The organism is Bradyrhizobium sp. KBS0727, assembly GCF_005937885.2.
Lineage (GTDB): Bacteria > Pseudomonadota > Alphaproteobacteria > Rhizobiales > Xanthobacteraceae > Bradyrhizobium.
Genome location: NZ_CP042176.1, coordinates 6,587,844 through 6,610,149 on the forward strand (window position 1 = coordinate 6,587,844; position 22,306 = coordinate 6,610,149).

At 63.5% G+C, this 22,306-nt stretch carries 20 protein-coding genes; 11 read left to right on the plus strand and 9 right to left on the minus strand.

The genetic code is table 11. The features are described 5' to 3' along the window. Positions 1-20: 20 nt before the first annotated feature. The 4 genes from FFI89_RS30860 to FFI89_RS30875 form a co-directional block, all read right to left on the minus strand. The gene (locus FFI89_RS30860) at positions 21-1,892 is read right to left on the minus strand and encodes an AMP-binding protein (protein ID WP_138831256.1); all 1,872 of its coding nucleotides are present in this window, start codon (positions 1,890-1,892) and stop codon (positions 21-23) included. Positions 1,893-1,943: 51 nt separating this feature from the next. Beyond that, the gene (locus tag FFI89_RS30865) at positions 1,944-2,750 is read right to left on the minus strand and encodes an enoyl-CoA hydratase/isomerase family protein (RefSeq protein ID WP_138831257.1); all 807 of its coding nucleotides are present in this window, start codon (positions 2,748-2,750) and stop codon (positions 1,944-1,946) included. Between the two features lie 191 nt (positions 2,751-2,941). Then, positions 2,942-3,700 carry an SDR family NAD(P)-dependent oxidoreductase gene (locus tag FFI89_RS30870; protein ID WP_138831258.1) on the minus strand — a complete coding sequence of 253 codons (759 nt, stop codon included), beginning with the start codon at positions 3,698-3,700 and terminating at the stop codon, positions 2,942-2,944. Between the two features lie 85 nt (positions 3,701-3,785). Continuing rightward, entirely contained in the window at positions 3,786-4,460 is a 675-nt protein-coding gene (locus FFI89_RS30875) for a TetR family transcriptional regulator (RefSeq protein WP_168213108.1), read from the minus strand. 141 nt (positions 4,461-4,601) lie between these two features. Between FFI89_RS30875 and FFI89_RS30880 the strand changes: the two genes are divergently transcribed. The 4 genes from FFI89_RS30880 to mbfA all read left to right on the plus strand — a co-directional run bounded on the left by FFI89_RS30880 (position 4,602) and on the right by mbfA (position 9,828). Further along, a complete protein-coding gene (locus FFI89_RS30880; RefSeq protein ID WP_138831260.1) occupies positions 4,602-5,774 on the plus strand; it encodes an acetyl-CoA C-acetyltransferase in 1,173 nt (390 codons plus the stop codon). Between the two features lie 115 nt (positions 5,775-5,889). Further along, positions 5,890-7,431, plus strand: a complete 1,542-nt coding sequence (locus FFI89_RS30885) for an acyl-CoA synthetase (RefSeq protein ID WP_138831261.1) — start codon at positions 5,890-5,892, stop codon at positions 7,429-7,431. Positions 7,432-7,620: 189 nt separating this feature from the next. After that, positions 7,621-8,784, plus strand: a complete 1,164-nt coding sequence (locus FFI89_RS30890; RefSeq protein ID WP_138831262.1) for an alpha/beta fold hydrolase — start codon at positions 7,621-7,623, stop codon at positions 8,782-8,784. Positions 8,785-8,856: 72 nt separating this feature from the next. Then, positions 8,857-9,828: an iron exporter MbfA gene (gene mbfA, locus FFI89_RS30895; RefSeq protein ID WP_138831263.1), complete on the plus strand. Its 972-nt coding sequence runs from the start codon at positions 8,857-8,859 to the stop codon at positions 9,826-9,828. A 7-nt stretch (positions 9,829-9,835) separates the two neighbouring features. Here the strand turns inward: mbfA and FFI89_RS30900 are convergent, their stop codons facing one another. Beyond that, entirely contained in the window at positions 9,836-10,834 is a 999-nt protein-coding gene (locus FFI89_RS30900; protein WP_168213109.1) for an ABC transporter substrate-binding protein, read from the minus strand. A gap of 189 nt (positions 10,835-11,023) precedes the next feature. Between FFI89_RS30900 and FFI89_RS30905 the strand changes: the two genes are divergently transcribed. After that, on the plus strand, positions 11,024-12,502 hold the full coding sequence (locus tag FFI89_RS30905) for an amidase (protein WP_138831265.1): 1,479 nt from the start codon (positions 11,024-11,026) through the stop codon (positions 12,500-12,502). Positions 12,503-12,616: 114 nt separating this feature from the next. Then, positions 12,617-12,970 (plus strand): nuclear transport factor 2 family protein, encoded by a 354-nt coding sequence (locus FFI89_RS30910; protein WP_138831266.1) that lies wholly within the window; start codon positions 12,617-12,619, stop codon positions 12,968-12,970. A gap of 134 nt (positions 12,971-13,104) precedes the next feature. On the opposite strand, the gene FFI89_RS30915 is transcribed toward FFI89_RS30910, so the two are convergent. Both FFI89_RS30915 and FFI89_RS30920 read right to left on the minus strand, forming a co-directional pair. Next, positions 13,105-14,193: a Zn-dependent alcohol dehydrogenase gene (locus tag FFI89_RS30915; protein ID WP_138831267.1), complete on the minus strand. Its 1,089-nt coding sequence runs from the start codon at positions 14,191-14,193 to the stop codon at positions 13,105-13,107. Between the two features lie 54 nt (positions 14,194-14,247). Then, on the minus strand, positions 14,248-16,029 hold the full coding sequence (locus tag FFI89_RS30920; RefSeq protein WP_138831268.1) for an acyl-CoA dehydrogenase family protein: 1,782 nt from the start codon (positions 16,027-16,029) through the stop codon (positions 14,248-14,250). A 90-nt stretch (positions 16,030-16,119) separates the two neighbouring features. Between FFI89_RS30920 and FFI89_RS30925 the strand changes: the two genes are divergently transcribed. The 3 genes from FFI89_RS30925 to FFI89_RS30935 all read left to right on the plus strand — a co-directional run bounded on the left by FFI89_RS30925 (position 16,120) and on the right by FFI89_RS30935 (position 18,823). After that, complete coding sequence (locus FFI89_RS30925; RefSeq protein ID WP_138831269.1) at positions 16,120-17,133, plus strand: glutathione S-transferase family protein; 1,014 nt, start codon at positions 16,120-16,122, stop codon at positions 17,131-17,133. A gap of 34 nt (positions 17,134-17,167) precedes the next feature. Next, complete coding sequence (locus tag FFI89_RS30930; RefSeq protein WP_138831270.1) at positions 17,168-17,869, plus strand: SDR family NAD(P)-dependent oxidoreductase; 702 nt, start codon at positions 17,168-17,170, stop codon at positions 17,867-17,869. A 123-nt stretch (positions 17,870-17,992) separates the two neighbouring features. Then, entirely contained in the window at positions 17,993-18,823 is an 831-nt protein-coding gene (locus tag FFI89_RS30935) for an enoyl-CoA hydratase (RefSeq protein WP_138831271.1), read from the plus strand. A gap of 91 nt (positions 18,824-18,914) precedes the next feature. Here FFI89_RS30935 and FFI89_RS30940 read toward each other — a convergent pair whose 3' ends face one another. Together FFI89_RS30940 and FFI89_RS30945 are read right to left on the minus strand one after the other, a co-directional pair. Next, complete coding sequence (locus FFI89_RS30940) at positions 18,915-19,538, minus strand: GNAT family N-acetyltransferase (protein WP_138831272.1); 624 nt, start codon at positions 19,536-19,538, stop codon at positions 18,915-18,917. An 86-nt stretch (positions 19,539-19,624) separates the two neighbouring features. Further along, positions 19,625-19,828 carry a DUF1127 domain-containing protein gene (locus FFI89_RS30945; protein ID WP_138831273.1) on the minus strand — a complete coding sequence of 68 codons (204 nt, stop codon included), beginning with the start codon at positions 19,826-19,828 and terminating at the stop codon, positions 19,625-19,627. Between the two features lie 115 nt (positions 19,829-19,943). On the opposite strand from FFI89_RS30945, the gene FFI89_RS30950 reads away from it, so the two are divergent. After that, on the plus strand, positions 19,944-20,843 hold the full coding sequence (locus tag FFI89_RS30950; RefSeq protein ID WP_138831274.1) for a transcriptional regulator GcvA: 900 nt from the start codon (positions 19,944-19,946) through the stop codon (positions 20,841-20,843). Between the two features lie 147 nt (positions 20,844-20,990). Further along, the gene (locus FFI89_RS30955; protein ID WP_138831275.1) at positions 20,991-22,301 is read left to right on the plus strand and encodes an MFS transporter; all 1,311 of its coding nucleotides are present in this window, start codon (positions 20,991-20,993) and stop codon (positions 22,299-22,301) included. The last annotated feature ends 5 nt before the right edge of the window (positions 22,302-22,306 follow it).

Below are 22,306 nucleotides of genomic sequence, written 5' to 3' on the forward strand. Positions count from 1 at the left end.
TCGCGTTGGTGCTGCGTTGGTCAGTTCAGGGTGATGACGTCTTCGCCGGGATGTTCGGCGTAAAGCTTCTCCACCAGCACGGCGCGGCGTTCGAGCCCGGCGCGCTGGTTGATGTAGCCCTTGTCGGTGAGTTCGTTGCCGTCGATCGAGGCCGGTTCGGCCATCAGCATGGCCCGTGCAATCCGCATGCTGCTGCCGGTGGTGGAGGCGTTGTGCGCTTCCAGTCCGCGCTTCACGCAGGCGATCACCTCGGGATGCCGGATCACGTCTTCGAACGTCGCATCGGCATTGCCGACCATCTGTCGGCAGGCGTGCAGATTAGGCCAGGCCAGCAGGCCGATGAAGGCACGGTCCTGACCGGCGACCAGCGCGTCGTGCACCGCGGGCGTAGCCGCGGCGATCGCATCGGTGCGGAGCGAGCCGACGTGCACGAACGTGCCCGTCGTCAGCTTGAAATCCTCGACGACGCGGCCGGCGAAGATAATGCCTTGCACCGGATCGTTCTCGTCGACGAATACACCGGCATCGCCGATGCAGTAAAAACCTTCCTCGTCGAAGGCCGCCTTGGTGAGATCGTCCCGGCCGAAATAGCCGGGCGTGACGTTGACGCCGCGCAGGCGCAGTTCGTATTTCGACCCACACGGCACCAGCTTCAGCTCGACGCCGGGGAACGGCAAGCCGATCAGGCCGACGCGCTCGGTGTCCCAATAGGTGCCGGTCGCGGTCGGCGCGGTCTCGGTGGAGCCCCAGCCGGTATAGAACACGATGCGTTCGCCGGTGGTCTTCACCGCCAGCGCCTGCATCCGGTCATAGAGATCGTCGGGCAGCCGAGCCCCGCCATAGGCCATGATCGAGAGATTCTTGAAGAAGCTGCGGCAGAGTGCGTCGTCTTTCTCCATCGCCGCGGCGAGTGCGGCGTAGCCGGCCGGCACGTTGGCGTAATAGGTCGGCGATATCTCGCGCAGGTTTCGCAGGGTCTCTTCGATCTGGCCCGGCATCGGACGGCCGTCATCGATATAGAGCGTACCGCCATCGACCAGCACCGGATGGAACGCGGCATTGCCGCCCATGGTGTGGTTCCACGGCATCCAGTCGAGAACGTTCGGCAGCGGACTGCCGGCATCGCGCGGCCGCACCTGCATCATCATCGCCGCATTGGCGCACATCATCTCTTGCGTGTTGATGACGGCCTTGGGCATGCCGGTCGAGCCCGAGGTGAACAGCAGCTTGCCGACGGTGTCGGGCGTGATCTTCGCAATCGACCGCTCGACCGCTGTTGTCATCGGCGTGGCCGCGAGTTCGGCAAAGGACACGCTCTTGATGCCGTCGCAGGGCCGCGCGACATGGACGACCGTGACGCCAGTGAGATCGAGCGCCTTCAGCGCCTTTTCGAAGGTCGGGCCGTCCTGCACCATCACGACCGCAGGCTTGATCAGGTCGAAGAGGTATTTGAGCTTCATATGATCCTGGCTCATCAGCGAATAGGCCGGCGATACCGGCGCCGCCGGCAGGCGCGCCTGCATCGCGGCCTGCGTCATCAGCGCATGCTCGATCGAATTGCCCGAGAGGATCGCAACCGGCCGGCCGTCCGCGACGCCGAGATTGAGCAGGCCTTGCGTCAGCCCGTCGACGGTGCGCTTGGCTTCGCCGTAGGAAACTTTGCGCCATTTCCGGTCAGCGCCGGCGCGCTGCGCCAGCCAAGTGCGCTCGGGCGCTTCCCTGGCCCACTTCGCCAAATATGCCGGGATATGCTTCTCGTAAGCCTGCAGCGGAATCCGTGACTTCAGAACGATCGCGCCGTCGGGTCGCCGGTCGACCGCGATGTCGCGCTTCAGCCACTCGATCTTGCGAAAGCCGGGCTTGGTCAGCACCTCGGCTGCATTCCCACTCATATTGCGTCTCCCGGAATTCGATCCTTTGCGGATCGTTTTGTCTTATCGGTGCTACCGCCTGATATAGACAGGCTTTCGTTTTTCAAGAAAGGCCCTGATGCCTTCGTTGAAATCTTCCGAGCGGCTGCACAGCACCTGATTGCGGTCTTCCATCGCGATCACGGCCTCGATCGATCCGGCATCGACGCTCATATTAAGGCATTCCTTGGACAGCCTTAGGCCCACCGGCGAGGCCGTCATCATCGCATCGACATAGGGTTCGGCGGCGGCATCAAGCCCGCCTTCCTCAACCACTTCGGAGACGAGCCCGACGGCCAAGGCACGCTCGGCGCCGATGAAGCGCCCGGTCAGGATCAATTCGGAGGCAACCGACACGCCGACCAGGCGCGGCAGGAAATAGCTGGTGCCAATATCGCAGCCGCCGAGGCCGAGCTTGATAAAGGCGCAGTTCATCCGCGCGGATTTCGTGGCGATCCGGATATCGGCCGCCAGCGCCAGCGCAAAACCACCACCGGCCGCGGCACCCTGGATCAGTGCGATGATCGGCTGCGGACAGCGCCGCATCAGCATCACGATGTCGGCGATCCGGCGCTGCGAGTCCAAAGATTCGGTCACGCCGGGCGGCTCCTGCTGCCCGGCACGCCGCGCCATCGCATGCTTGAGGTCGAGGCCGGCGCAGAACGCGTTGCCTGCGCCCTTCAGCACCACCACGCGGGTCGAACGGTTGCGCTGCAGGCCCTCGAAATACGTGTTCAACGCATCGATCATATCTGGGTTGAGCGCGTTGAGGCTGTCCGGGCGATTGAGCGTCACCCGGTCGACCCCGTCATCGTGTTCGATCAGCAGCGGTTGAGTCACGAAGCGCTCCTGCATTCGCCAACTGCGATGCCAATTGATGTGCCCTCTCCCCTTGTGGGAGAGGGCATCGCCGACGCTAACCTTGCATTCGATTGGGTGAGGGGTTGCCAACCGGATAGAACCCCTCATCCGTCTTCGCTTCGCGAAGCCACCTTCTCCCACAAGGGGAGAAGGGAAGAGACGACCGAGAACTACCGCGGCGCCATGCGGATGGCGCCGTCGAGGCGGATGGTCTCGCCGTTCAGCATCGGGTTCTCGACGATGTGAACCGCGAGGTTGCCGTATTCGGAGGCATCGCCGAGGCGGGCGGGATGCGGCACCTGGGCGCCGAGGCTCTTGCGGGCCTCTTCGTTCAGGCCCATCAGCAGCGGCGTCAGGAACAGGCCGGGCGCAATGGTGTTGACGCGGATCTTGAGGCTGGCGAGGTCGCGCGCGGCCGGCAGCGTGAGGCCGACGACGCCGCCCTTCGAGGCGGAGTAGGCGATCTGGCCGATCTGGCCTTCATAGGCCGCGACGCTCGCGGTGTTGATGGCGACGCCGCGCTCTTCACCGATCGGCGGAGCCGTCGCCAGACGTTCGGCGAACAGGCGCAGCACGTTGAAGGTACCGATCAGGTTGACGTTGATGATGCGGACGAACTTCGCCAGCGGATAGACGCCGTCCTTGCCGACGGTGCGCTGCGATCCGCCGATGCCGGCGCAGTTCATCAGCACGCGGGCGATGCCGTGGGCGGCTTCCGCCTTGGCAATCGCGGCCTTGATGGCTTCCTCGTCGGTGACGTCGGCGTGCAGGGCGACTCCCTTCACTTCGGCCGCGACCTTTTCGGCATTTTCCTTGTTCTGGTCGATGACGCCGATTTTCGCGCCCTTGGCAGCCATGGCGCGGGCGGTGGCGGCGCCGAGGCCGGAGCCACCGCCGGTGATGAGAACGGCAACGTCTTTCAACTGCATTTTAACAACCTTTCCTTGGGCGTTTTTTCTCTAGACTGGACGAGTAGCGAACAGGGAGTAGCGAATGGGGTTACGAAACCATTCGCTATTCGCCATTCACCCTTCGCCCCTTCTTCTCTTCCAACATGCCGCTGCAGATCAGCGCTTCCATGTGCTTGATATACTGGCGGCAGACTTCGTCGGTAACCGGACCGACACCGGTCGCCCGCGACATCGCGTGGCGGCCGAAGAACAGGTGATCGCAGGCGCCGATCAGGCTGGTGTAGAACAGCACCGGATCAATGTCGCGGAACTCGCCGGCCTTGACGCCTTCGGCGAGCAGCCGGCGATGAAATTCCAAGAGCGGCGCCACGAAGAACTTCGACACTTCGTCGGCGGCGTCCGGGGTGCTCTCATGCAGCAGATAATGGATCAGCCGGTTCATATAGGGGAACTGGTGATAGGCGCGAATGATGCCGCCGATATGCAGGCGCAGTTTCGCGGTAGGCTGAACCGGCTGGCTGATCAGGTATTCGAGCTGCGACATTTCGGTCGCGGCGTCGCGTGCCAGCAGCGCCAGCAACAGCCCGTCTTTGTTGCCGAAATGGTATTTCACCAGTGCGGCGTTGACGCCGGATTTCTGCGCGATGTCGGACAGCGACACATCGATCGAGGCGCGCTCGATCATGAGCTCGCTGGCCGCTACCAGCAGCTTCTCCGCGGTGGAGTTCCTGCCGCCCGGAAGCCTCGTCGGTACGCTGGTATTCAACTGTGATCCCATCACTGCCTGGTCCGAAATCCGGCCGCACATAAGCGCATGCCGCGGCTGCACTCAAGAGTTAATTGATTGATTGACTAAATCCCGGACCGTCCTTAAATCCGGCCCAACTTTTCCATCCACAACAATCCAGGGAGAACAGACATGGCCGAGGCCTATATCGTCGCCACCGCACGCACCGCAGGTGGCCGCAAGGGGGGACGTCTCGCCGGCTGGCATCCGGCCGACCTCGCCGCTTCCGTGCTGGATTCGCTGGTCGAACGATCAGGGGCCGACCCCGCCCAGATCGAAGACGTCATCATGGGCTGCGTGATGCAGACCGGCGAACAGTCGAGCAACGTCGCCCGCAACGCCGTGCTGGCCTCGAAGCTTCCCGAGAGCGTGCCCGCCACCTCGATCGACCGTCAGTGCGGCTCTTCGCAGCAGGCGCTGCATTTTGCGGCCCAGGCCGTGATGAGCGGCACTATGGACATCGTGATCGCGGCCGGCGTGGAATCGATGACCCGCGTGCCAATGGGCCTTGCCTCCTCGCTGCCCGCCAAGAACGGCTTCGGCGTCTCGAAGAGCCCGAACATGGAGAAGCGTTATCCGAACATCATGTTCAGCCAGTTCACCGGTGCGGAAATGATGGCGGAGAAGTACGGCCTCTCCAAGGACGATCTCGACGAGTACGCCTACAACAGCCACCAGCGCGCGATTGCGGCGACGCAAGCCGGCCGCTTCAAGGACGAGATCGTTCCGCTGCAGATCACCCGCGCCGACGGCTCGACCGACACCCATCACATCGATGAAGGCATCCGCTTCGATGCCACGCTCGCGGGCATCAAGGGCGTCAAGCTGATCGTGGAGAATGGCAAGCTCACCGCCGCCAGCGCCAGCCAGATCTGCGACGGCGCCTCGGGCGTGATGATCGTCAACGAGCGCGGCCTGAAGTCGCTCGGCGTCAAGCCGATGGCGCGCATCCATCACATGACCATGATGGGCGGCGATCCCGTGATCATGCTGGAAGCGCCGCTTCCGGCGACCCAGCGCGCGCTGCAGAAGGCCGGCATGTCGGTCGACGACATCGACCTGTTCGAAGTCAACGAGGCCTTTGCCTCGGTGCCGACCGCCTGGCTGAAGACCACCGGCGCCGATCCGGCACGACTCAACGTCAACGGCGGCGCCATCGCGCTCGGCCATCCGCTCGGCGGCTCCGGCACCAAGCTGATGACCACGCTGGTCAATGCGCTGAAGCAGCGGGGCAAGCGCTACGGCCTGCAGACCATGTGCGAAGGCGGCGGCATGGCGAATGTGACCATCGTCGAGCGGCTGTAAGAAAGAGGCGAATAGCGAGTGGCGAGTAGCGAATGGTGAAGAGGTGAAGGGCGACGACTGTCCTCCTTCCTATTCGCCATTCGCTACTCGCCATTCGCATGCTTGAGGAAACCCCATGACCCATCCGTCCATCTACGCCCGCACCCAGCCGAACAAGATCGCCTACCAGATGGCGGGCACCGGCAAGGCGATCACCTATCGCGAGCTCGACGAGCTTTCGAACCAGGGCGCGCAACTGTTTCGTTCGCTCGGCCTCAAGGCCGGCGATCACATCGCCTTCCTGATGGAAAACCGGCTGGCGTTCATGGAGATCTGCTGGGCGGCGCAGCGCGCAGGCCTGTATTACACCGCGATCAGCCGTTACCTGACCCGGGACGAGATCGCCTATATCGTCAAGGATTGCGGCGCCAAGGTCTTCATCACCTCGCCGAAATGCGCCGAGCAGGTCAGGAGCCTGGTCAAGGGCGAAGCCGGCGAGCCGCTGTTCTTCATGGTCGACGAGCCCGAACCGGGCTTTCGCTCCTGGGATAATGAAGCGATCGCGATGCCGACGGCGCCGATTGCCGACGAGGTCGCCGGCTACGACATGTTGTATTCGTCGGGCACCACCGGGAGGCCCAAGGGCATCAAGCGGGAGTCCGAAAAAAATCCGATCGATCTGCCGAATCCGTTCCTCAAGGTCCTCTGTGGCACCATGTGCGGAATGAACGCCGACAGCATCTATCTTTCGCCGGCGCCGCTCTATCACGCCGCTCCCCTGCGCTTCAACATGATGGCGATCACGCTCGGCGGCACCTCCATCATCATGGAGCATTTCGACGCCGAGGAATTTTTGAAGCTGGTCGAGAAGCACAAGATCACCCAGTCGCAGCTGGTGCCGACCATGTTCGTGCGCATGCTGAAGCTGCCGGAAGACGTCCGCACCCGCTACAACGTCTCCTCGCTGAAGGGCGCGATCCATGCCGCCGCGCCCTGCCCGATCGACGTCAAGGCAAAGATGATCGAATGGTGGGGGCCGATCCTGATCGAATATTACGCCGGCTCCGAAGGCAACGGCGTCACGGTCTCAACCTCGCAGCAATGGCTCGATCATCGCGGCACCGTCGGCCGCGCCGTGGTCGGCAAGATCAAGATTCTCGACGAGAACGATGCCGAAGCGCCGGTGGGCCAGATCGGCACGGTGTATTTCGCCGACGCGCCGGTGTTCGCCTATCACAACGATCCCGAGAAGACCAAGCGCGCCTACAACGCCAAGGGCTGGTCGACGCTCGGCGACGTCGGCTATCTCGACGACGAAGGCTTCCTCTACCTCACCGACCGCAAGTCCTACATGATCATCTCCGGCGGCGTGAACATCTACCCGCAGGAGACCGAGGACGTGCTGATCACCCATCCCGGTGTGGCCGACGTCGCGGTGTTCGGCGTGCCGAACGAGGAGATGGGCGAAGAGGTCAAGGCCGTGGTGCAGCCGCACGACATGACCAAGGCCGGCAAGGAGCTGGAAGCCGAACTGATCGCATTCTGCCGCAAGCACCTGTCGCCGATCAAATGCCCGAAGAGCATCGACTTCGAAGCCGAACTGCCGCGGACGCCGACCGGCAAGCTGGTGAAGCGCCATCTCCGCGACAAGTATTGGCCGAAGGCGGCGAAGGCGTAGGCTTTCTTCCCCTTCTCCCACAAGGGGAGAGGGAAGAAATGCACGCCTCACGCGATATCCTCCGTCATGCCCGGGCTTGTCCCGGGCATCCACGTCTTTACAGTCTCGCAGGCAAGAAGACGCGGATGGCCGGGAGTCCTGGTGAAAGGCGCGCTTCGCGCTTTCGCCCGGCCATGACGAGGAAAGTTCATGAACAACGCCACCGCCCTCCCCGACATCCCGCTGCCATCAGGCATCCGCTCCCGCTACGTCGAGGGTATCAACGGCCTGCGCATGCATGTGCTCGAAGCCGGCTTCGAGACGCCCGGGCGGCCCTGCGTGCTGCTGCTGCACGGCTTTCCCGAACTCGCTTTTTCCTGGCGCAAGGTGATGCCTCAGCTTGCCGCCGCCGGTTATCACGTGATCGCGCCGGACCAGCGCGGCTATGGCCGCACCACCGGTTGGGACGCAAATTACGACGGCGACCTCACCTCGTTCCGGCTCACCAACCTGGTGCGCGACGCGCTCGGACTGGTGTCGGCGTTCGGCTACACCCACGTCGATGCCGTGTTCGGTCATGATTTCGGCTCGTCGGTCGCGGCCTGGTGCGCGCTGATCCGGCCCGACGTGTTTCGATCGGTCGCGTTAATGAGCGCGCCGTTCGGGGGAACGCCGCCGCTGCCGTTCAACACCGCTGATGGCCCAGCCAAGCCCGCGGTGGAAGATCCCGTGCATCGCGACCTCGCGGCGCTGCCGCGACCGCGCAAGCACTACCAATGGTATTACTCGACGCGCGCGGCCAATGCCGACATGCACCACGCGCCGCAGGGCGTGCATGATTTCCTGCGCGGCTATTATCACCACAAGAGCGCCGACTGGAAAGCCAACACGCCCTACCCGCTGCGATCATGGTCCGCGGGCGAACTCGCAAAACTGCCGACCTATTATGTGATGGATCTCGCCAAGGACATGGCCGCGACGGTTGCCGAGGAAATGCCCTCGGCCGCCGAAATCGCCGCCAACCAATGGCTGCCTGAGCGCGAGCTTTCCTTCTACAGCGCCGAATATGCCCGCACCGGATTCCAGGGCGGCCTGCAGTGGTATCGCTGCGGTACGTCAGGCGCGTTCGTGGCCGAGTTGCAGACCTGGTCGGGGCGGACCATCGACGTGCCCTCCGCCTTCATCTCCGGTAAGCAGGACTGGGGCACCTATCAGCGCCCCGGCGTCTACGAAGCGATGCAATCGAAGGCCTGCACCAACATGATCGGCTGCCACCTGGTCGACGGCGCCGGCCACTGGGTGCAGCAGGAGCAGCCCGCCGAAGTGAGCCGGCTGCTGCTGCAGTTCCTGCAGCGGACCAAATCGGCCGGCTAAACAATTTGACCGGAGAAACGCCCGCCTCTATAACAGTTTAGAACCATTCTAAATTGACGCAGAGGCGCCGCCGTGAAGAATTTCGCCGACCTGACCGAGCGCGAGGTGCTGGCCGTAGCGATCTCCTCCGAGGAAGAGGACAGCCGCATCTATATGAGTTTCGCGGAGGACCTGGCCGAGCGTTATCCGGATTCGGCTAAGGTGTTCGAGGAAATGGCCGAGGAAGAACGCGGCCATCGCCACCGGCTGCTCGAAATGTACGAGCAGCGCTTCGGCCCGCATCTGCCGCCGATCCGCCGCGAGGACGTGCGCGGATTCCTCCGCCGCCGCCCGATCTGGCTGACCAAGAACCTGTCGCTCGACACCATCCGCAAGGAGGTCGAGACGATGGAACTGCAGGCCGAGCAATTCTACATCAAGGCTGCCGAGCAGGCCGAGGATGTCGGCGTGCGCCGGCTGCTCGGCGACCTCGCCGAAGAGGAAAAGGGCCACGAGAAGCTCGCCGTGAAGCTGACCGGCGAGATCCTCAGCCCCGACGTGCGCGCCGAGGAAGACAAGACGCGCCGGCGCATGTTCGTGCTACAATACGTCCAGCCCGGTCTTGCCGGCTTGATGGACGGCTCGGTCTCGACGCTGGCGCCGTTGTTCGCGGCGGCCTTTGCGACGCATCAGAACTGGCAGACGTTTCTGGTCGGCCTTGCCGCCTCGATCGGCGCCGGCATCAGCATGGGGTTTGCCGAAGCACTGTCCGACGACGGCTCGCTGACCGGGCGCGGCTCGCCCTGGCTGCGCGGAATGACCTGCGGCCTGATGACGACGCTCGGCGGCCTCGGCCACACCATGCCCTATCTGGTCCCGGACTCCTGGGCCAACGCCTTCTGGATCGCGACGGCCATTGCCGGCATCGTGGTGTTCTTCGAATTGTGGGCGATTGCCTATATTCGTGCGCGATACATGGACACGCCGTTCCTTCAGGCGGTGTTCCAGATCGTGCTCGGCGGCGCCATCGTGCTGGCGGTCGGCATTCTGATCGGCGCAGCCTAGAGAAGCTTCAGCTCCCGTTGAGCCCGCCGATCTCCGGGAAGAACATCTCCTTCCACGATGCCGGCTCGTGCTTGGTGGTGCCGACCTTGCGCATGAATTTGGCGAACTTCATCGTAGCCGCCGGCGTCATCGTCCATTCGACATTCGCGCCGGTCACGACCCTGGTCACCATCTCCAGCGGCAGCCTGGAGCCGCTGTCGTCGATCCAGCTTTGCGCGGTGCCTTTCGGATCGGCGGCGATGGTGGCGGTCGCCTCCTTCACGGCGTCGAGAAACGCCGCGTAGAGTTCGGGATTATCCTTGCGAAAGCGCGCCGAGGTCCACGCCACCGTGAACGTGTGCGGCCCCAGCACGTCGAACGACGACAACACCGTGTGGATGTTCTTCTGCTCCAGTTGCTGGAACTGGAACGGCGGCACGCTGAAGGCCGAGGAGACGCCGCCGGCGCCGCTCAGCATCGCAATGGTCGCATCCGGCGGCGACATCGACACGGTCAGCGGATCGAGCCTGGCATAGTTCTCATCGCCGAAGGCGGCCGCCGCCGCCATTTGCAGCAGCACCGCCTGCACCGACACCTTGATCGAGGGCACCGCGATGCGATCGCGTTCGCCGAAATCCTTGATCGACTTGATATCCGGATTGGCGGTGTTGAGCAGGAACGGCTGCGAACTCAGCGCGCAGATTCCCTTGACCTCGAACGAGGTCCCTTGGGTCTTGTCCCACAGCGTGATCAGGCCCGGCACCCCGCCGCTGACGATGTCGGTCGAATTCGACAGCAGCGCCTCGTTCATCGCCGCCGGACCGTTGAAGCGCTGCCAGGACACCTTGAAATCCTTCAGGCCGCGCTGTGTGGCGTATTTCTCGATCAGCCTGTCGCGCTTCATGACGTTGAATTGCAGGTAGCCCATCGAGAATTGCTCGGCAAGCCTGATCTCCGCCGCGTCAGTGATTGTTGCTCCGCCGACGGCGATCGCGAATACAAAACCCGCCACATGAGTCAGCCTCATGACACCTCCCGCCATTTTCATTTTTTGTTGACCGGAAGACTAGCGTGTGAATGGCACGTTCGCCAAGCGTGTAACAAGATGCTGGTCCGGCCACTGTACAGCCATTGCTCTTGCAGCAATGACGCAAACTGAGCATCATCCGCGCCGCATTCGAAGACAGAGCATTCAAAGACAGACCGGGAGCACGCCTTGGCCAAATCGCAATGGAGCTTCAAGACCGCCGTTGAAACATCGGCGGCCCTCGCTGCCAAAAAAGTCAGCGCGGTCGAACTGGCGCAGGATGCGATCGACCGCATCGAGCGGCATGACGCCAAGATCAATGCGATCTGCGTGCGCGATTTCGAGCGCGGCCTCGCCGCGGCGCGGGCCGCCGACGCCGAATTGGCGCGCGGAGTAAGGAAGCCGCTGCTCGGCATCCCCGTGACGGTCAAGGAATCCTACAACATCGCGGGCCTGCCCACGACCTGGGGCAATCCGGCGCAAAAGGATTTCATCGCAAAAGACGACGCGCTGCCAATCACGCGCGTCAAGGAAGCGGGCTGCGTCATCCTCGGCAAGACCAATGTGCCGATCGCTCTCGCCGACTGGCAGAGCTATAACGAGATCTACGGCACCACCAACAACCCGTTCGATCTCGGCCGCACGCCGGGCGGCTCGTCCGGCGGTTGCTCGGCAGCGCTCGCTGCCGGCTATGGCCCGCTCTCGATCGGCTCCGATATTGGCGGCTCGCTGCGCGTGCCCGCGTTCCACTGCGGCGTCTACGCCCACAAGCCGACTTACGACCTGGTTGGGATGCGCGGTCATGTGGCGCCGCCGGCGCCGCCGCTGCCGTCGAACCGCGACCTCAGCGTCATCGGGCCGATGGCGCGCGGCGCGGCCGACCTCGCGCTGCTGCTGGACGCGATGGCGGGGCCTGACCCGCTCGACGCCGGTATCGGCTACAGGCTGGAACTGCCGGCCGCACGCCACACCGAACTGAAGAATTTCCGCATACTGCTGATCGATACCGACCCGGTCATGCCGCCCAATACGGTGGTGCGCGGCAGCCTCGAGAAACTGGCGGCCGGGCTCGCCAAGGCCGGCGTCAAGATCGACCGCAGCAGCCCGCTGTTGCCCGACTTTGCCGCCTCGACGCGGCTCTATATGCGAAGGTTGATGTCGTTCCTTGGGGCTTCCTTCCCGCCGGAAATCTATGCCGGGGCGAAAGCCGCCGCAGCGGCGTTGCCCGCCAGCGAGACCAGTCTCGGCGCCGAGCGTCTGCGCGGCATCGCGCAAAGCCATCGCGATTGGCTGATGGACGACGGCGCCCGCTCGCGCCTGCGGGCACAATGGCGCGAGCTGTTCAAGACTTATGACGCGGTGATCTGCCCGATCATGCCGACACCGGCCTATCCGCACGATCACACCCATAACGACAACCAGGAAGCACGCCGCATCAAGATCGACGGCAAGGATTACGTCTATCCCGACCAGCTTGCCTGGCCCGGCATCGCCACGCTGCCCGGCCTGCCGTCAACTGCGATCCCGACCGGCTTCGCCCCGGACGGCTTGCCGGTCGGCGTGCAGATCGTCGGCCCCTGGCTGGAAGACCGCACGCCGCTGAAACTGGCCGAACTGATCGAGCGCGAGTTCGGCGGGTTCGTGCCACCGAAAATGTTTGATGATTAGCTCTTCGTCATTGCGAGCGAAGCGAAGCAATCCACTGCCAAGGTGAAGGAAGAATGGATTGCTTCGTCGCTTCGCTCCTCGCAATGACGGAGAGAGCGCACCACGGAGTAGAAAATGACCAGCGACCTCGACCAACTCACCGCACTCAACCGCGACTACGTCGCCTCGGTGCAGAATTGCGACGTCAAGCGTTTTGACGAAATCCTGGCGGCGGATTTTTATTGCTCCAATCCCGACAAGTCACTGGTCGACCGCGCCGGTTTTCTCAGGCAGACGGCAGTGCCGGTGACGATCAGGAATCTGAAAGAGCACGACGTGAAGATCCGCATCCTCGGCGATTTCGCCATCATCCATGCCGCGACCAGCTACACGACGGCCGATGGCGCGCAGGCGTCGGGGCGATATACCGATTGCTGGGCAAAGCAGAACGGCAAGTGGCTTGCGGTGTCGGCGCATGTGTCGCGGTAGGGCTTGGTAAGTAGCAACGTCATGGCCGGGCTTGTCCCGGCCATCCACGTCTTACTTGCTGAGCTTTAAGAACGTGGATGCCCGGGACAAGCCCCGGGCATGACGGAATTTGGTAGCAACACCAGTAGGTTCAATCACGCATCAAACATGATCACACTGCGCAGCGTCTTGCCGGCCTTCATGTTGGCAAAGCCCTCGTTGATCTCGGAAAGCTTCAGCTTGGCCGAAATCCAGTCTTCCAGATGCAGCTTGCCGCGCATGTAGAATTCGATGAGCCGGGGCATGTCGACGCGGAAATGGTTGGAACCCATCGACGAACCCTGGATCCGGCGCTCGCGCAGGAAATCGAAGCCGTGCAACTCGATCTTCTGGCCGAACGGGATCATGCCGACAATGGTCGCGGTGCCGCCGGCCGCCAGCATGGCGAACGACTGTTCCGCGGTATCTTTCCGTCCCAGCACTTCAAAGGAGTGCTGCACGCCGCCATTGGTGAGGTCGCGGACCTGCTGCACGACGTCGCCGTTGCGGGGATCGACGATGTCGGTAGCACCGAGCTTGGTGGCAAGCTGCAGCTTGGCCGGGTTGGTATCGATCGCGATGATGCGGCCGGCACCGGCAATCGCCGCACCGTTGATCGCGGCCATGCCGACGCCGCCGCAGCCGATCACCGCCACAGTCTCACCCGCCGTGACCTTGGCCGTGTTGACCACCGCGCCATAGCCGGTGATGACGCCGCAGCCGATCAGCGCCGCCAACTCCAGCGGCATGTCTTTCCGGATTTTGACGATGGCGTTTTCGTGCACCAGCATCTGCTCGGCGAACGACGACAGGTTGAGGAACTGGTTGAGTTTCTCCGAGCGCGCCCAGGACAGCCGGTTGGAAGCGCCCGGCAGCATTTTTACGGTGGTGTCGGTGCACAGCACGGTGCGGCCGGTGGTGCAGTTGTCGCAGGTGCCGCAGAACACCGACAGGCATGTCACGACGTGATCGCCGGGCTTCACATAGGTGACATCGGAGCCGACCTTCTCGACGACTCCGGCGGATTCGTGACCGAGCACCGCGGGCAGCGGGTGCGGATACAGCCCTTCCATGAAGTGCAGGTCGGAGTGACAGAGGCCGGCGACGCGGGTGCGGATCAGGACTTCGCGCGGACCGGGATTCGGCACGCTGACATCCTCGATCTGCAGCGGCTTGTTGACTTCAAACAGTACGGCGGCCTTCATGGGTACTCCCTTTATTTTATGTTTCTTGAACCGGAACGGGTGTCGGCAAGCAGCCTACGCTGCCGTAAGCAATTCGCCAACCTCGGCCATGCCGATGGCGCGCTCGCCGAGCAGGTGGCCGGTGATCGCACGTTGCGCGGCACTTTCCGTCAGCTGGAATGGATCGCCCGGGGACACGCGATGGTCGATCACCATGCGCGACAGCAACAGGCGCCGCGCGTCGCCGCGCATCTCGTGGATGCGGCCGCCTTCCCAGGCCAGCGCGACCGCGCTGGCGACATGATACAGAAGACTGGTCGCGCGCCGGGCGTCGCCCTCATTGTCGGAACGGGCGGCGACTTCGCGGGCAAAGCCGATGGCGCGGTCGGCAAGGTCGCCGAGCCGCTTGCGCCAGGCCTGCGGCACATTGGCGCTGTCGTCGAGCCGGGCGTGCAGGTCGGCGGCGAGCGCGCTATCCGCGCCGTGGCGGCCGACCGCGCGTTTCAGCGCATCGATCGCGACGATGTTACCGGTGCCTTCCCAGATCGAACCGAGATGGGCGTCGCGCAGCAACCGCGCAGTGGCGAACTCCTCGATATAACCGATGCCGCCGCGCATCTCCAAGGCATCGCCGCAGACCTTGCGGGCGTCGCGGGTGGCGCGGAATTTCAGGGTCGGGGTCAGGATGCGCAATAGCGCCGCCGCATCCTGGCTGCCGGCCTCGGCACGATCCAGCGCATCGGAGGTAAGGAAGCTCATCGACAGCGCCTGCTCGGTCGGCAGCATGATCTTCATCAACTGGCGCCGCGCCAGCGGCAGGTCGATGATGCGCTGGCCGAACACGACGCGGTTTCTCGCCACCGTCATCGCGTCATGATGTGCGCGTCGCATCAGCGCGGTGGATTTGACGCCGTTGGAGAGCCTGGACGAATTGACCATCTCGGCCATCTGCACGAAGCCGCGATCGAGCTTGCCGACCGCGTACGCAATCGCGCCTTCCAGCTTGATCTCGCCGGAGGCCATCGAGCGGGTGCCGAGCTTGTCCTTCAGGCGAACGATCCTGTAGTGATTTTGCGAACCGTCCTCCAGCCGCCGCGGCATCAGGAACAGGCCGACGCCGCGCGTGCCGGGGCCGGCACCTTCCGGCCGCGCCAGCAGCATCACCACTTCGGCGTCTGCATTGGAGCAGAACCATTTCTCGCCGGTGAGTCGCCAGTGATCGCCTTCCTGCACGGCTGTCGTGGTCAGCGTGCCGACATCGGAGCCGCCTTCCTTCTCGGTCATGAACTGACCGCCCTGGGTCAGCTTGCTCATGTCGGTCTGGGTCAGGCCGTCGAGATAGCGCGCCTTCAGGGCGTCGCTGCCGAAATTATTCAAGAGCTTTGCGCAACCGTCGGTGACGTTGATCGGGCAGCCCATGCCGAATTCCGTCTGGTTGAACAGGAACGTAAAGGCGTGCTTGGCGACGACGGGATACTTGTCCGGCCAGCCCATGATGCCCTTGCGGATCGACATCGCGTGAATGCCGAACTCACCGAAGGCGGCCTTCTCCAGTTCGCGATAGGCCGGATGATATTCGATGTACTGGGAATCGCGTCCGAACCGGTCGCGCTGATGCAGCACCGGCGTGTGCCGGTCGGCCAGCCGCGCGCATTCGTCGAGGTAGCCGCCGGCCAGTCCGCCGAGGCGATCGAGATGCGGCTCGATATGGCGAAACAGCGCATCGGGAAGATGCAGCTTGAGCAGATCCGTCAGCGCCGGATCGGCTCGGTAGAAATTCATCCCCGTCGTGTCCGGTGCGAGCAAGCCCGGTTGGTTGGCCGAGGCTGCCGCGCGTTCCTGCTTGAGTGGCTGCATTTTTAGCCCTTGTTCGTTCCGCCCGAAATTGATCATCTACCGATAACGCAGGCGATCACGCCGTCAACAACCATAATTGGAGGACCACCCATGGTGGATAAGGATCTGGCGGACGGATATCGCGTCATCGGCGCCGAAATGTCGCCCTACTCCGTCAAGGTCCGCTCCTATTTCCGCTACAAGGGAATTCCGCATCAATGGGTCTTGCGCAATGCGGCAAGCCAGCCGGAATTCGAGAAATTCGCCAAGATGCCGATCATCCCGCTGGTGGTGACGCCTGACGGTACTGGCATCCAGGATTCCACGCCGATCATCGACCGGATCGAAAAGCTTCACCCCGATCCGTCGGTCCATCCCAGCGAGCCCGTCACGCAGTTCATCTCCGCGCTGATCGAGGAGTTCGGCGATGAGTGGGGCAACAAATGGATGTTCCACTACCGTTGGGCCCGTGACGTCGATCAGATCTCCTCGGCCGGACGCATTGCGCGGATGCGCGCGCCTGGGGCCAGCGAGCAGGAGCATGACGCGTTTACAGCGCAGGTGCGGGCACGCATGGTCGACCGGGTCTGGTTCGTCGGCTCGAATGCCACGACCGCGCCGCAGATCGAGGCCGGCTTCCGGGAAATGCTCGGGTTGCTCGACGCGCATCTGGCAACGCGTCGCTACTTGTTCGGCGGACGGCCGGCCTACGGCGATTTCGGTCTCTGGGGGCAGTTCTATGAGATGTGGACCGATCCGACCGTGGGCGCCTTGATCGGCGGCAACGCGCCGCATGTGCTCGACTGGGTGCACCGCATGCTGTGGCCACGCAACGAAGGCGCGTTCGAAACATGGACCGCGCTGGCGCCGACCCTGATGCCGATCCTGACTAAACAGGTCGGGCGGCAATTCTGGACCTGGACGCTGGCCAACGAGAAGGCGCTGGCGGAAGGCAAGGACGAATTCAGCGTCCCGCTCGGCGACAAGGTCTGGATCCAGAAGCCGCAAAAATATCACGCCCGCTCGCTCGGCATGCTGCGCGCGAAATACGCCGAGATAGCCGACAAGCGGGATCTCGACCTGATCCTCGCCGCGGCAGGTTGCCTCGCTGGATTGCGCGCCTAGATACCGAGTCCCTGACCACCCGAGGAACGCTCCCATGGAAATGCCGAAGTACAAGAACGCGCTGATCGTTGGCGCCGGAGAAGGCCTGAGTGCATCGCTGGCGCGTCTGTTCGCGCGCGAAGGCATCAAGGTCGCGCTCGCCGCCCGAAAGATCGAAAAGCTCGGCGCGCTCTGCACCGAGACCGGCGCCCGCGCCTTTGCCTGCGACGCCACCAGCGCTGAGGATGTCGAGCGGCTGTTCGGCCTGGTCGAACGCGAAATCGGCGTACCTGACCTCGTCGTCTACAACGCCAGCGGGCGGGCCCGCGGCGCCTTCGTCGATCTGGTGCCATCAGACGTCGCGCAGGCGATCGCGGTTTCGGCGTTCGGTGGCTTTCTGGTGGCGCAGCAGGCGGTGCAGCGCATGCTGCCCAACAAGCACGGCGCCATCCTGTTCACCGGCGCGTCCGCCAGCGTCAAGGGCTATGCGCAATCGGCGCCGTTCGCGATGGGCAAGTTCGCGCTGCGGGGGCTCGCCCAGAGCATGGCGCGCGAACTGTCGCCGCTGGGCATCCACATCGCGCACTTCGTCATCGACGGCGGTATCCGCAGCGCAGCCCGAACCGAGTCCGCCGACCGTCCGGACTCGATGCTCGATCCCGATGCCATTGCATTGAGCTACTGGAATGTGCTGCAACAGCCACGCAGCGCCTGGAGCTGGGAGCTGGAGCTGCGGCCGTGGGTCGAGAAGTTTTAGAGCGAATAACCATCACCGTCATTCCGGGGCGCATCGAAGATGCGAACCCGGAATCTCGAGATTCCGGGTCTGGTCCTTCGGACCATCCCGGAATGACGGGCCAAATAAGAAACTGGGGGAATCATGACCATCGAGACCAAGATCGACACCGGCACCGACGAACTGCTGTGCGTGATCCGCGACCGCGTCGCCATCATCACGCTGAACCGGCCCGAGGCGCGCAACGCGATGTCGGATAATCTGACGCCGGCCTTGCGCAACATGATCAAGTCGTGCGGCGAGAATCCCGATGTCGGCGTGCTGCTGCTGACCGGCGCCGGCACGGCGTTCTGCGCTGGCGGCAACGTCAAGGGCATGGGCGCGAACCGCGACAAGAAGAAGCTGGAAATGTCCGCTGACGAGAGAGTCGCCGACCTGCAGGAGCGGCAACGTCTGCTGACCGGTGCGTTGGTCTCGGTGCGCAAGCCGACCATTGCCGCCCTGCCCGGCCCCGCGGTCGGCGCAGGATTGGCGCTGGCGATGGCCTGCGACATGCGGATCGCCGCGCAATCGGCCTTCCTTTCCACCGGCTATCTCAAGGTGGGCCTGAGCGGCGATTACGGTATCGCCTGGCTGCTGACGCGGCTGGTCGGCACCTCGCGCGCGCGGGAACTGATGTTCACCTGCGAACGGGTCGACGCTTCGAGGTGCGAAGCCATCGGCCTTGTCAATCGCGTGGTGCCGGACGACAGGCTACAGGCGGAGGCTTTCGCGCTCGCCAAATCGATCGCCGACGGACCGACGATCGCGATCCGCTACATGAAGGACAATCTCGACGAAGCCTTGATGTTCGACTTCGCCACCGCGCGCGACCACGAGGCCGAACGCATGATCCGCTGCCAGGTGACCGCGGATCACAAGGAGGCCGTGCAGGCGTTTGTGGAGAAGCGCAAGGCGGTGTTCAAGGGCGCTTGAGGCATCGATCGCGCCAGTCCGCGACCCGGCCGATCGGATACGGAGAAAATAGCCCGGTTCCGGTTACCGCCAGAACCGGGCTTAGTTCCTGTCAGCTCGCAAGAGGAGGGATTGCGAGCTGGCGGGAGGCGGCGGCGAGTTTCCAGCTTGCGCAGGGAATTTCGCGCGGCTGGATATCGATCTGTTTTTCGAAGCGCACCAGCTTCCAGTCGCCGGGGCTGGGCATGAAGGCGTAGCCGGCCTTGCGGGCAAGGCCGATCATCTGTTCGTTGGAGCGCAGGGTGTCGCCAAAAATCCGTTCCGCGCCGAACGACGCCGCGCGGCATTCGAGATTTTTCAACAGCGCCTTGCCGATGCCGTGACCCTGCCAGCGGTCGTCGATCGACAGGCCGAATTCGATGCTGGAAGTCTCGGCATGGAAGGCGTAGCGAACTTCGCCGACGATGGTCTCGTATCCGTCGAACATCATGGTCGCGACCGCACTGAACTGCTCGGCCTCGCCGACATGGATAAAGTGTTCGAGCAGGGTCGGCGGCAACTCGCCCATCGCGCCGAGGAAGCGGTTGTAACGGGAGCGGGTCGTCAGCGAACGGAAATAGGCCTGTAGCGGCCCGGCGTCGCGCGGCTCGACGAAGCGCACGGTGACCGCATCGCCGCTACGCGCACGCAGCGTGTCGGAATATTGCCTGAGATCGTCGAAACGCAGGGTGGTCATGGCACGCTCTCTCGATCTTCAAAAATTCCGGATCGTCAAGAAAATCGCCGGCGTCCCTCTGATGAGGCGACGCCGGCTTGGCTGCCCTAGGCCTGCCAGAACGGTTTTGAGGTCTCGTAGATCGCGTCGCCCGTGGACAGGCCGATGTCGTGGAGATCCCGGTCGGACCACTGCGCCAGTTCGCGGCGCGCCTCGTAGCGCTGCCGCCAGACATGGAGGGTGTCGGCCAACTGGGCCAATACGCCCTGTCTATGATGATTTATCATCGAGTCATGTGTGAAAGTGGACATTTGAAACTCCATTAGCTAATCTATTGCGGCCAATATCTGCCCCATCCGGCCCGTTCACAAACGACACTTTGTACCGATTCGCATGATATAAACTCATGCATTTGGGAATGCGGAAATGACTGCCAGGCTGCCCTCGCTGAATGGATTGCGCGCCTTCGAGGCCGCGGCCCGGCATTTGAGCTTCACCCAGGCGGCGTCCGAGCTGAACGTGACGCAGACCGCGATCAGCCACCAGATCAAGCGGCTGGAAGAGGAACTCGGAATTCCCTTGTTCATCCGCCAGAACCGCGCGCTGGCCCTGACGCCACAGGCCACCGATTATCTCCCCGGCATCCGCGCCGCGTTCAACGATTTGCGGCTCGCCACCGACCGGCTGTTGCGCAAGGACGACGACCGCGTGCTGACGGTCTCGACCTTGGCCTCGCTCGCCGCCAAATGGCTTTTGCCGCGGCTGACCGCGTTCCAGGACGAACATCACGGCATCGACGTGCGCATCACCACCTCGACCAGCCTGGTCGATTTCCGGCGCGACAATGTCGACGCAGCGATCCGCTACGGCCGCGGCCAGTGGCCGGGGCTGCGCGCCGACTGGCTGATGGCGGACGAACTGTTCCCGGTGTGCAGCCCGAGCCTGCTGAAGGGCAACAAGCCGCTGAAATGCCCCGAGGACCTCCGGGACCATGTGCTGCTGCACACCTCTAACGCCAACAGCGACGACTGGCGGCTGTGGCTGTGGGCGGCGGGTCTGCCGGCCGACTTTTCCAAACAGCCGGGTGTCACCTTCGACATGATCTTCATGACCGTGCAGGCCGCGATCGACGGCCTCGGCGTCGCGATGGGCCGCACCGCCTATGTGCAGGAAGACATCGCCAGGGGCCGGCTCGTGGTTCCCTTCAAGATCACGCTGCCGATCGATGCCGGCTTCTACCTGGTCTCGCCTGCGGGCCGAACGGATCCGCCGAAACTATCGGCGTTCCGGCAATGGCTGGTGGCCTCGGCCCAAGCGAAACCCTGAAAATCCGGTATCCCCCGTTGCCGTGGCCGCGCTTGCGATTTGCGGTTGGTCAGGCCGCGCAGGCGTGGCAGATTGCCACACCAAGACAGGATAACTGTCTCGGCTGGCGGAATTTTCGCCGGAGTCCAAACGGGGGAAACAGCGAACATGTCGCATACGGGTAATTCGGAAACACCGCAGATCAAATCGCGTATCGGCGCCATCCTGCGCGCCACCAGCGGCAATTTCCTCGAGCAGTTCGACTTCTTCCTGTTCGGCTTTTACGCGTCCTACATCGCCAAGGCGTTCTTCCCGTCAGAGAACGAGACCGCCGCTCTGCTCAACACCTTCGGCGTATTCTGGCTGGGCGCCCTGATGCGTCCAGTCGGCGCAATCGTGCTCGGCGCCTATATCGACCGGATCGGCCGCCGCAAGGGGCTCATTGTCACGCTGGCGATCATGGCACTCGGCACGGTAACGATCGCCTTCTGTCCGACCTATGCTACCATCGGCGTGGCCGCTCCGGCCATCGTGCTGATCGGCCGCCTGCTGCAGGGCTTCTCTGCCGGTGTCGAACTTGGCGGCGTGTCGGTCTACCTCGCGGAGATTTCCACCCCCGGAAACCGCGGCTTCTACACCTCGTTCCAGTCCGCCAGCCAGCAGGTCGCGATCTTCGTCGCCGCGATCATCGGCTTCGCGTTGAGCGAGGCCATGCCGGCGGCAACCGTGGCGGCATGGGGATGGCGAATTCCGTTCTTCATCGGCTGCCTGATCATTCCCTTCATTTTCTTCCTGCGGCGGACGCTGGAGGAAACGCCGGCGTTCCTGGCGATGAAGAAGCACCCGAGCACGTCGGAAGTCTTCAGCTCGGCGGCGGTCAACTGGAAGATCATCGTGCTCGGCATGATGATGGCCGTCCTGACCACCACGACCTTCTACTTCGTCACCGTCTACACGCCGACCTTTGGCAAGACGGTGCTGAAGCTCTCGACGCAGGAGGCCCTGATCGTCACCCTTCTGGTGGCGGTCATGAATTTCATCTGGAATCCGGTCGGCGGCGCGGTATCCGACCGTATCGGCCGCAAGCCGGTGCTGCTGACGATTGCCTGCCTATCGTTGGTGACAGCCTACCCCGCGCTGCACTGGCTTGTCGCCGCGCCGACCTTCGGCAAGATGCTGGCGGTCGAAATGATGTTCTCGTTCTATTTCGGCGTCTACAGCGGCACCATGCTCGGCGCGCTGGTCGAGGTGGTGCCGGCGCATGTCCGCACCACCTGTTTCTCGCTGGCCTTTGCGCTTGCCGCCGGCCTGTTCGGCACCTTCACGCCGTTTGCCTCGACCTGGCTGATCGACCATACCGGCGACAAGGCCGCTCCCGGCTACTGGCTGATGTGTGCGGCCACGCTCGGCATCGTCGCGGCCCTCATCATCTATCGCGGCGGCAAGACCATCGCGACCCGAGACGTCGTTCCCGCATAAGCCTC

What these genes read in the sequence shown, in the direction of transcription:
- FFI89_RS30890 (WP_138831262.1), top strand. Translation starts at nt 7,621, where the DNA reads ATGAACAACGCCACCGCCCTCCCCGACATCCCGCTGCCATCAGGCATC.
- FFI89_RS30920 (WP_138831268.1), bottom strand. Translation starts at nt 16,029, where the DNA reads ATGCAGCCACTCAAGCAGGAACGCGCGGCAGCCTCGGCCAACCAACCG.
- FFI89_RS30900 (WP_168213109.1), bottom strand. Translation starts at nt 10,834, where the DNA reads ATGAGGCTGACTCATGTGGCGGGTTTTGTATTCGCGATCGCCGTCGGC.
- FFI89_RS30925 (WP_138831269.1), top strand. Translation starts at nt 16,120, where the DNA reads ATGGTGGATAAGGATCTGGCGGACGGATATCGCGTCATCGGCGCCGAA.
- FFI89_RS30870 (WP_138831258.1), bottom strand. Translation starts at nt 3,700, where the DNA reads ATGCAGTTGAAAGACGTTGCCGTTCTCATCACCGGCGGTGGCTCCGGC.
- FFI89_RS30955 (WP_138831275.1), top strand. Translation starts at nt 20,991, where the DNA reads ATGTCGCATACGGGTAATTCGGAAACACCGCAGATCAAATCGCGTATC.
- FFI89_RS30935 (WP_138831271.1), top strand. Translation starts at nt 17,993, where the DNA reads ATGACCATCGAGACCAAGATCGACACCGGCACCGACGAACTGCTGTGC.
- FFI89_RS30915 (WP_138831267.1), bottom strand. Translation starts at nt 14,193, where the DNA reads ATGAAGGCCGCCGTACTGTTTGAAGTCAACAAGCCGCTGCAGATCGAG.
- FFI89_RS30875 (WP_168213108.1), bottom strand. Translation starts at nt 4,460, where the DNA reads ATGGGATCACAGTTGAATACCAGCGTACCGACGAGGCTTCCGGGCGGC.
- FFI89_RS30860 (WP_138831256.1), bottom strand. Translation starts at nt 1,892, where the DNA reads ATGAGTGGGAATGCAGCCGAGGTGCTGACCAAGCCCGGCTTTCGCAAG.
- FFI89_RS30930 (WP_138831270.1), top strand. Translation starts at nt 17,168, where the DNA reads ATGGAAATGCCGAAGTACAAGAACGCGCTGATCGTTGGCGCCGGAGAA.
- FFI89_RS30940 (WP_138831272.1), bottom strand. Translation starts at nt 19,538, where the DNA reads ATGACCACCCTGCGTTTCGACGATCTCAGGCAATATTCCGACACGCTG.
- FFI89_RS30945 (WP_138831273.1), bottom strand. Translation starts at nt 19,828, where the DNA reads ATGTCCACTTTCACACATGACTCGATGATAAATCATCATAGACAGGGC.
- FFI89_RS30885 (WP_138831261.1), top strand. Translation starts at nt 5,890, where the DNA reads ATGACCCATCCGTCCATCTACGCCCGCACCCAGCCGAACAAGATCGCC.
- FFI89_RS30950 (WP_138831274.1), top strand. Translation starts at nt 19,944, where the DNA reads ATGACTGCCAGGCTGCCCTCGCTGAATGGATTGCGCGCCTTCGAGGCC.
- FFI89_RS30910 (WP_138831266.1), top strand. Translation starts at nt 12,617, where the DNA reads ATGACCAGCGACCTCGACCAACTCACCGCACTCAACCGCGACTACGTC.
- FFI89_RS30880 (WP_138831260.1), top strand. Translation starts at nt 4,602, where the DNA reads ATGGCCGAGGCCTATATCGTCGCCACCGCACGCACCGCAGGTGGCCGC.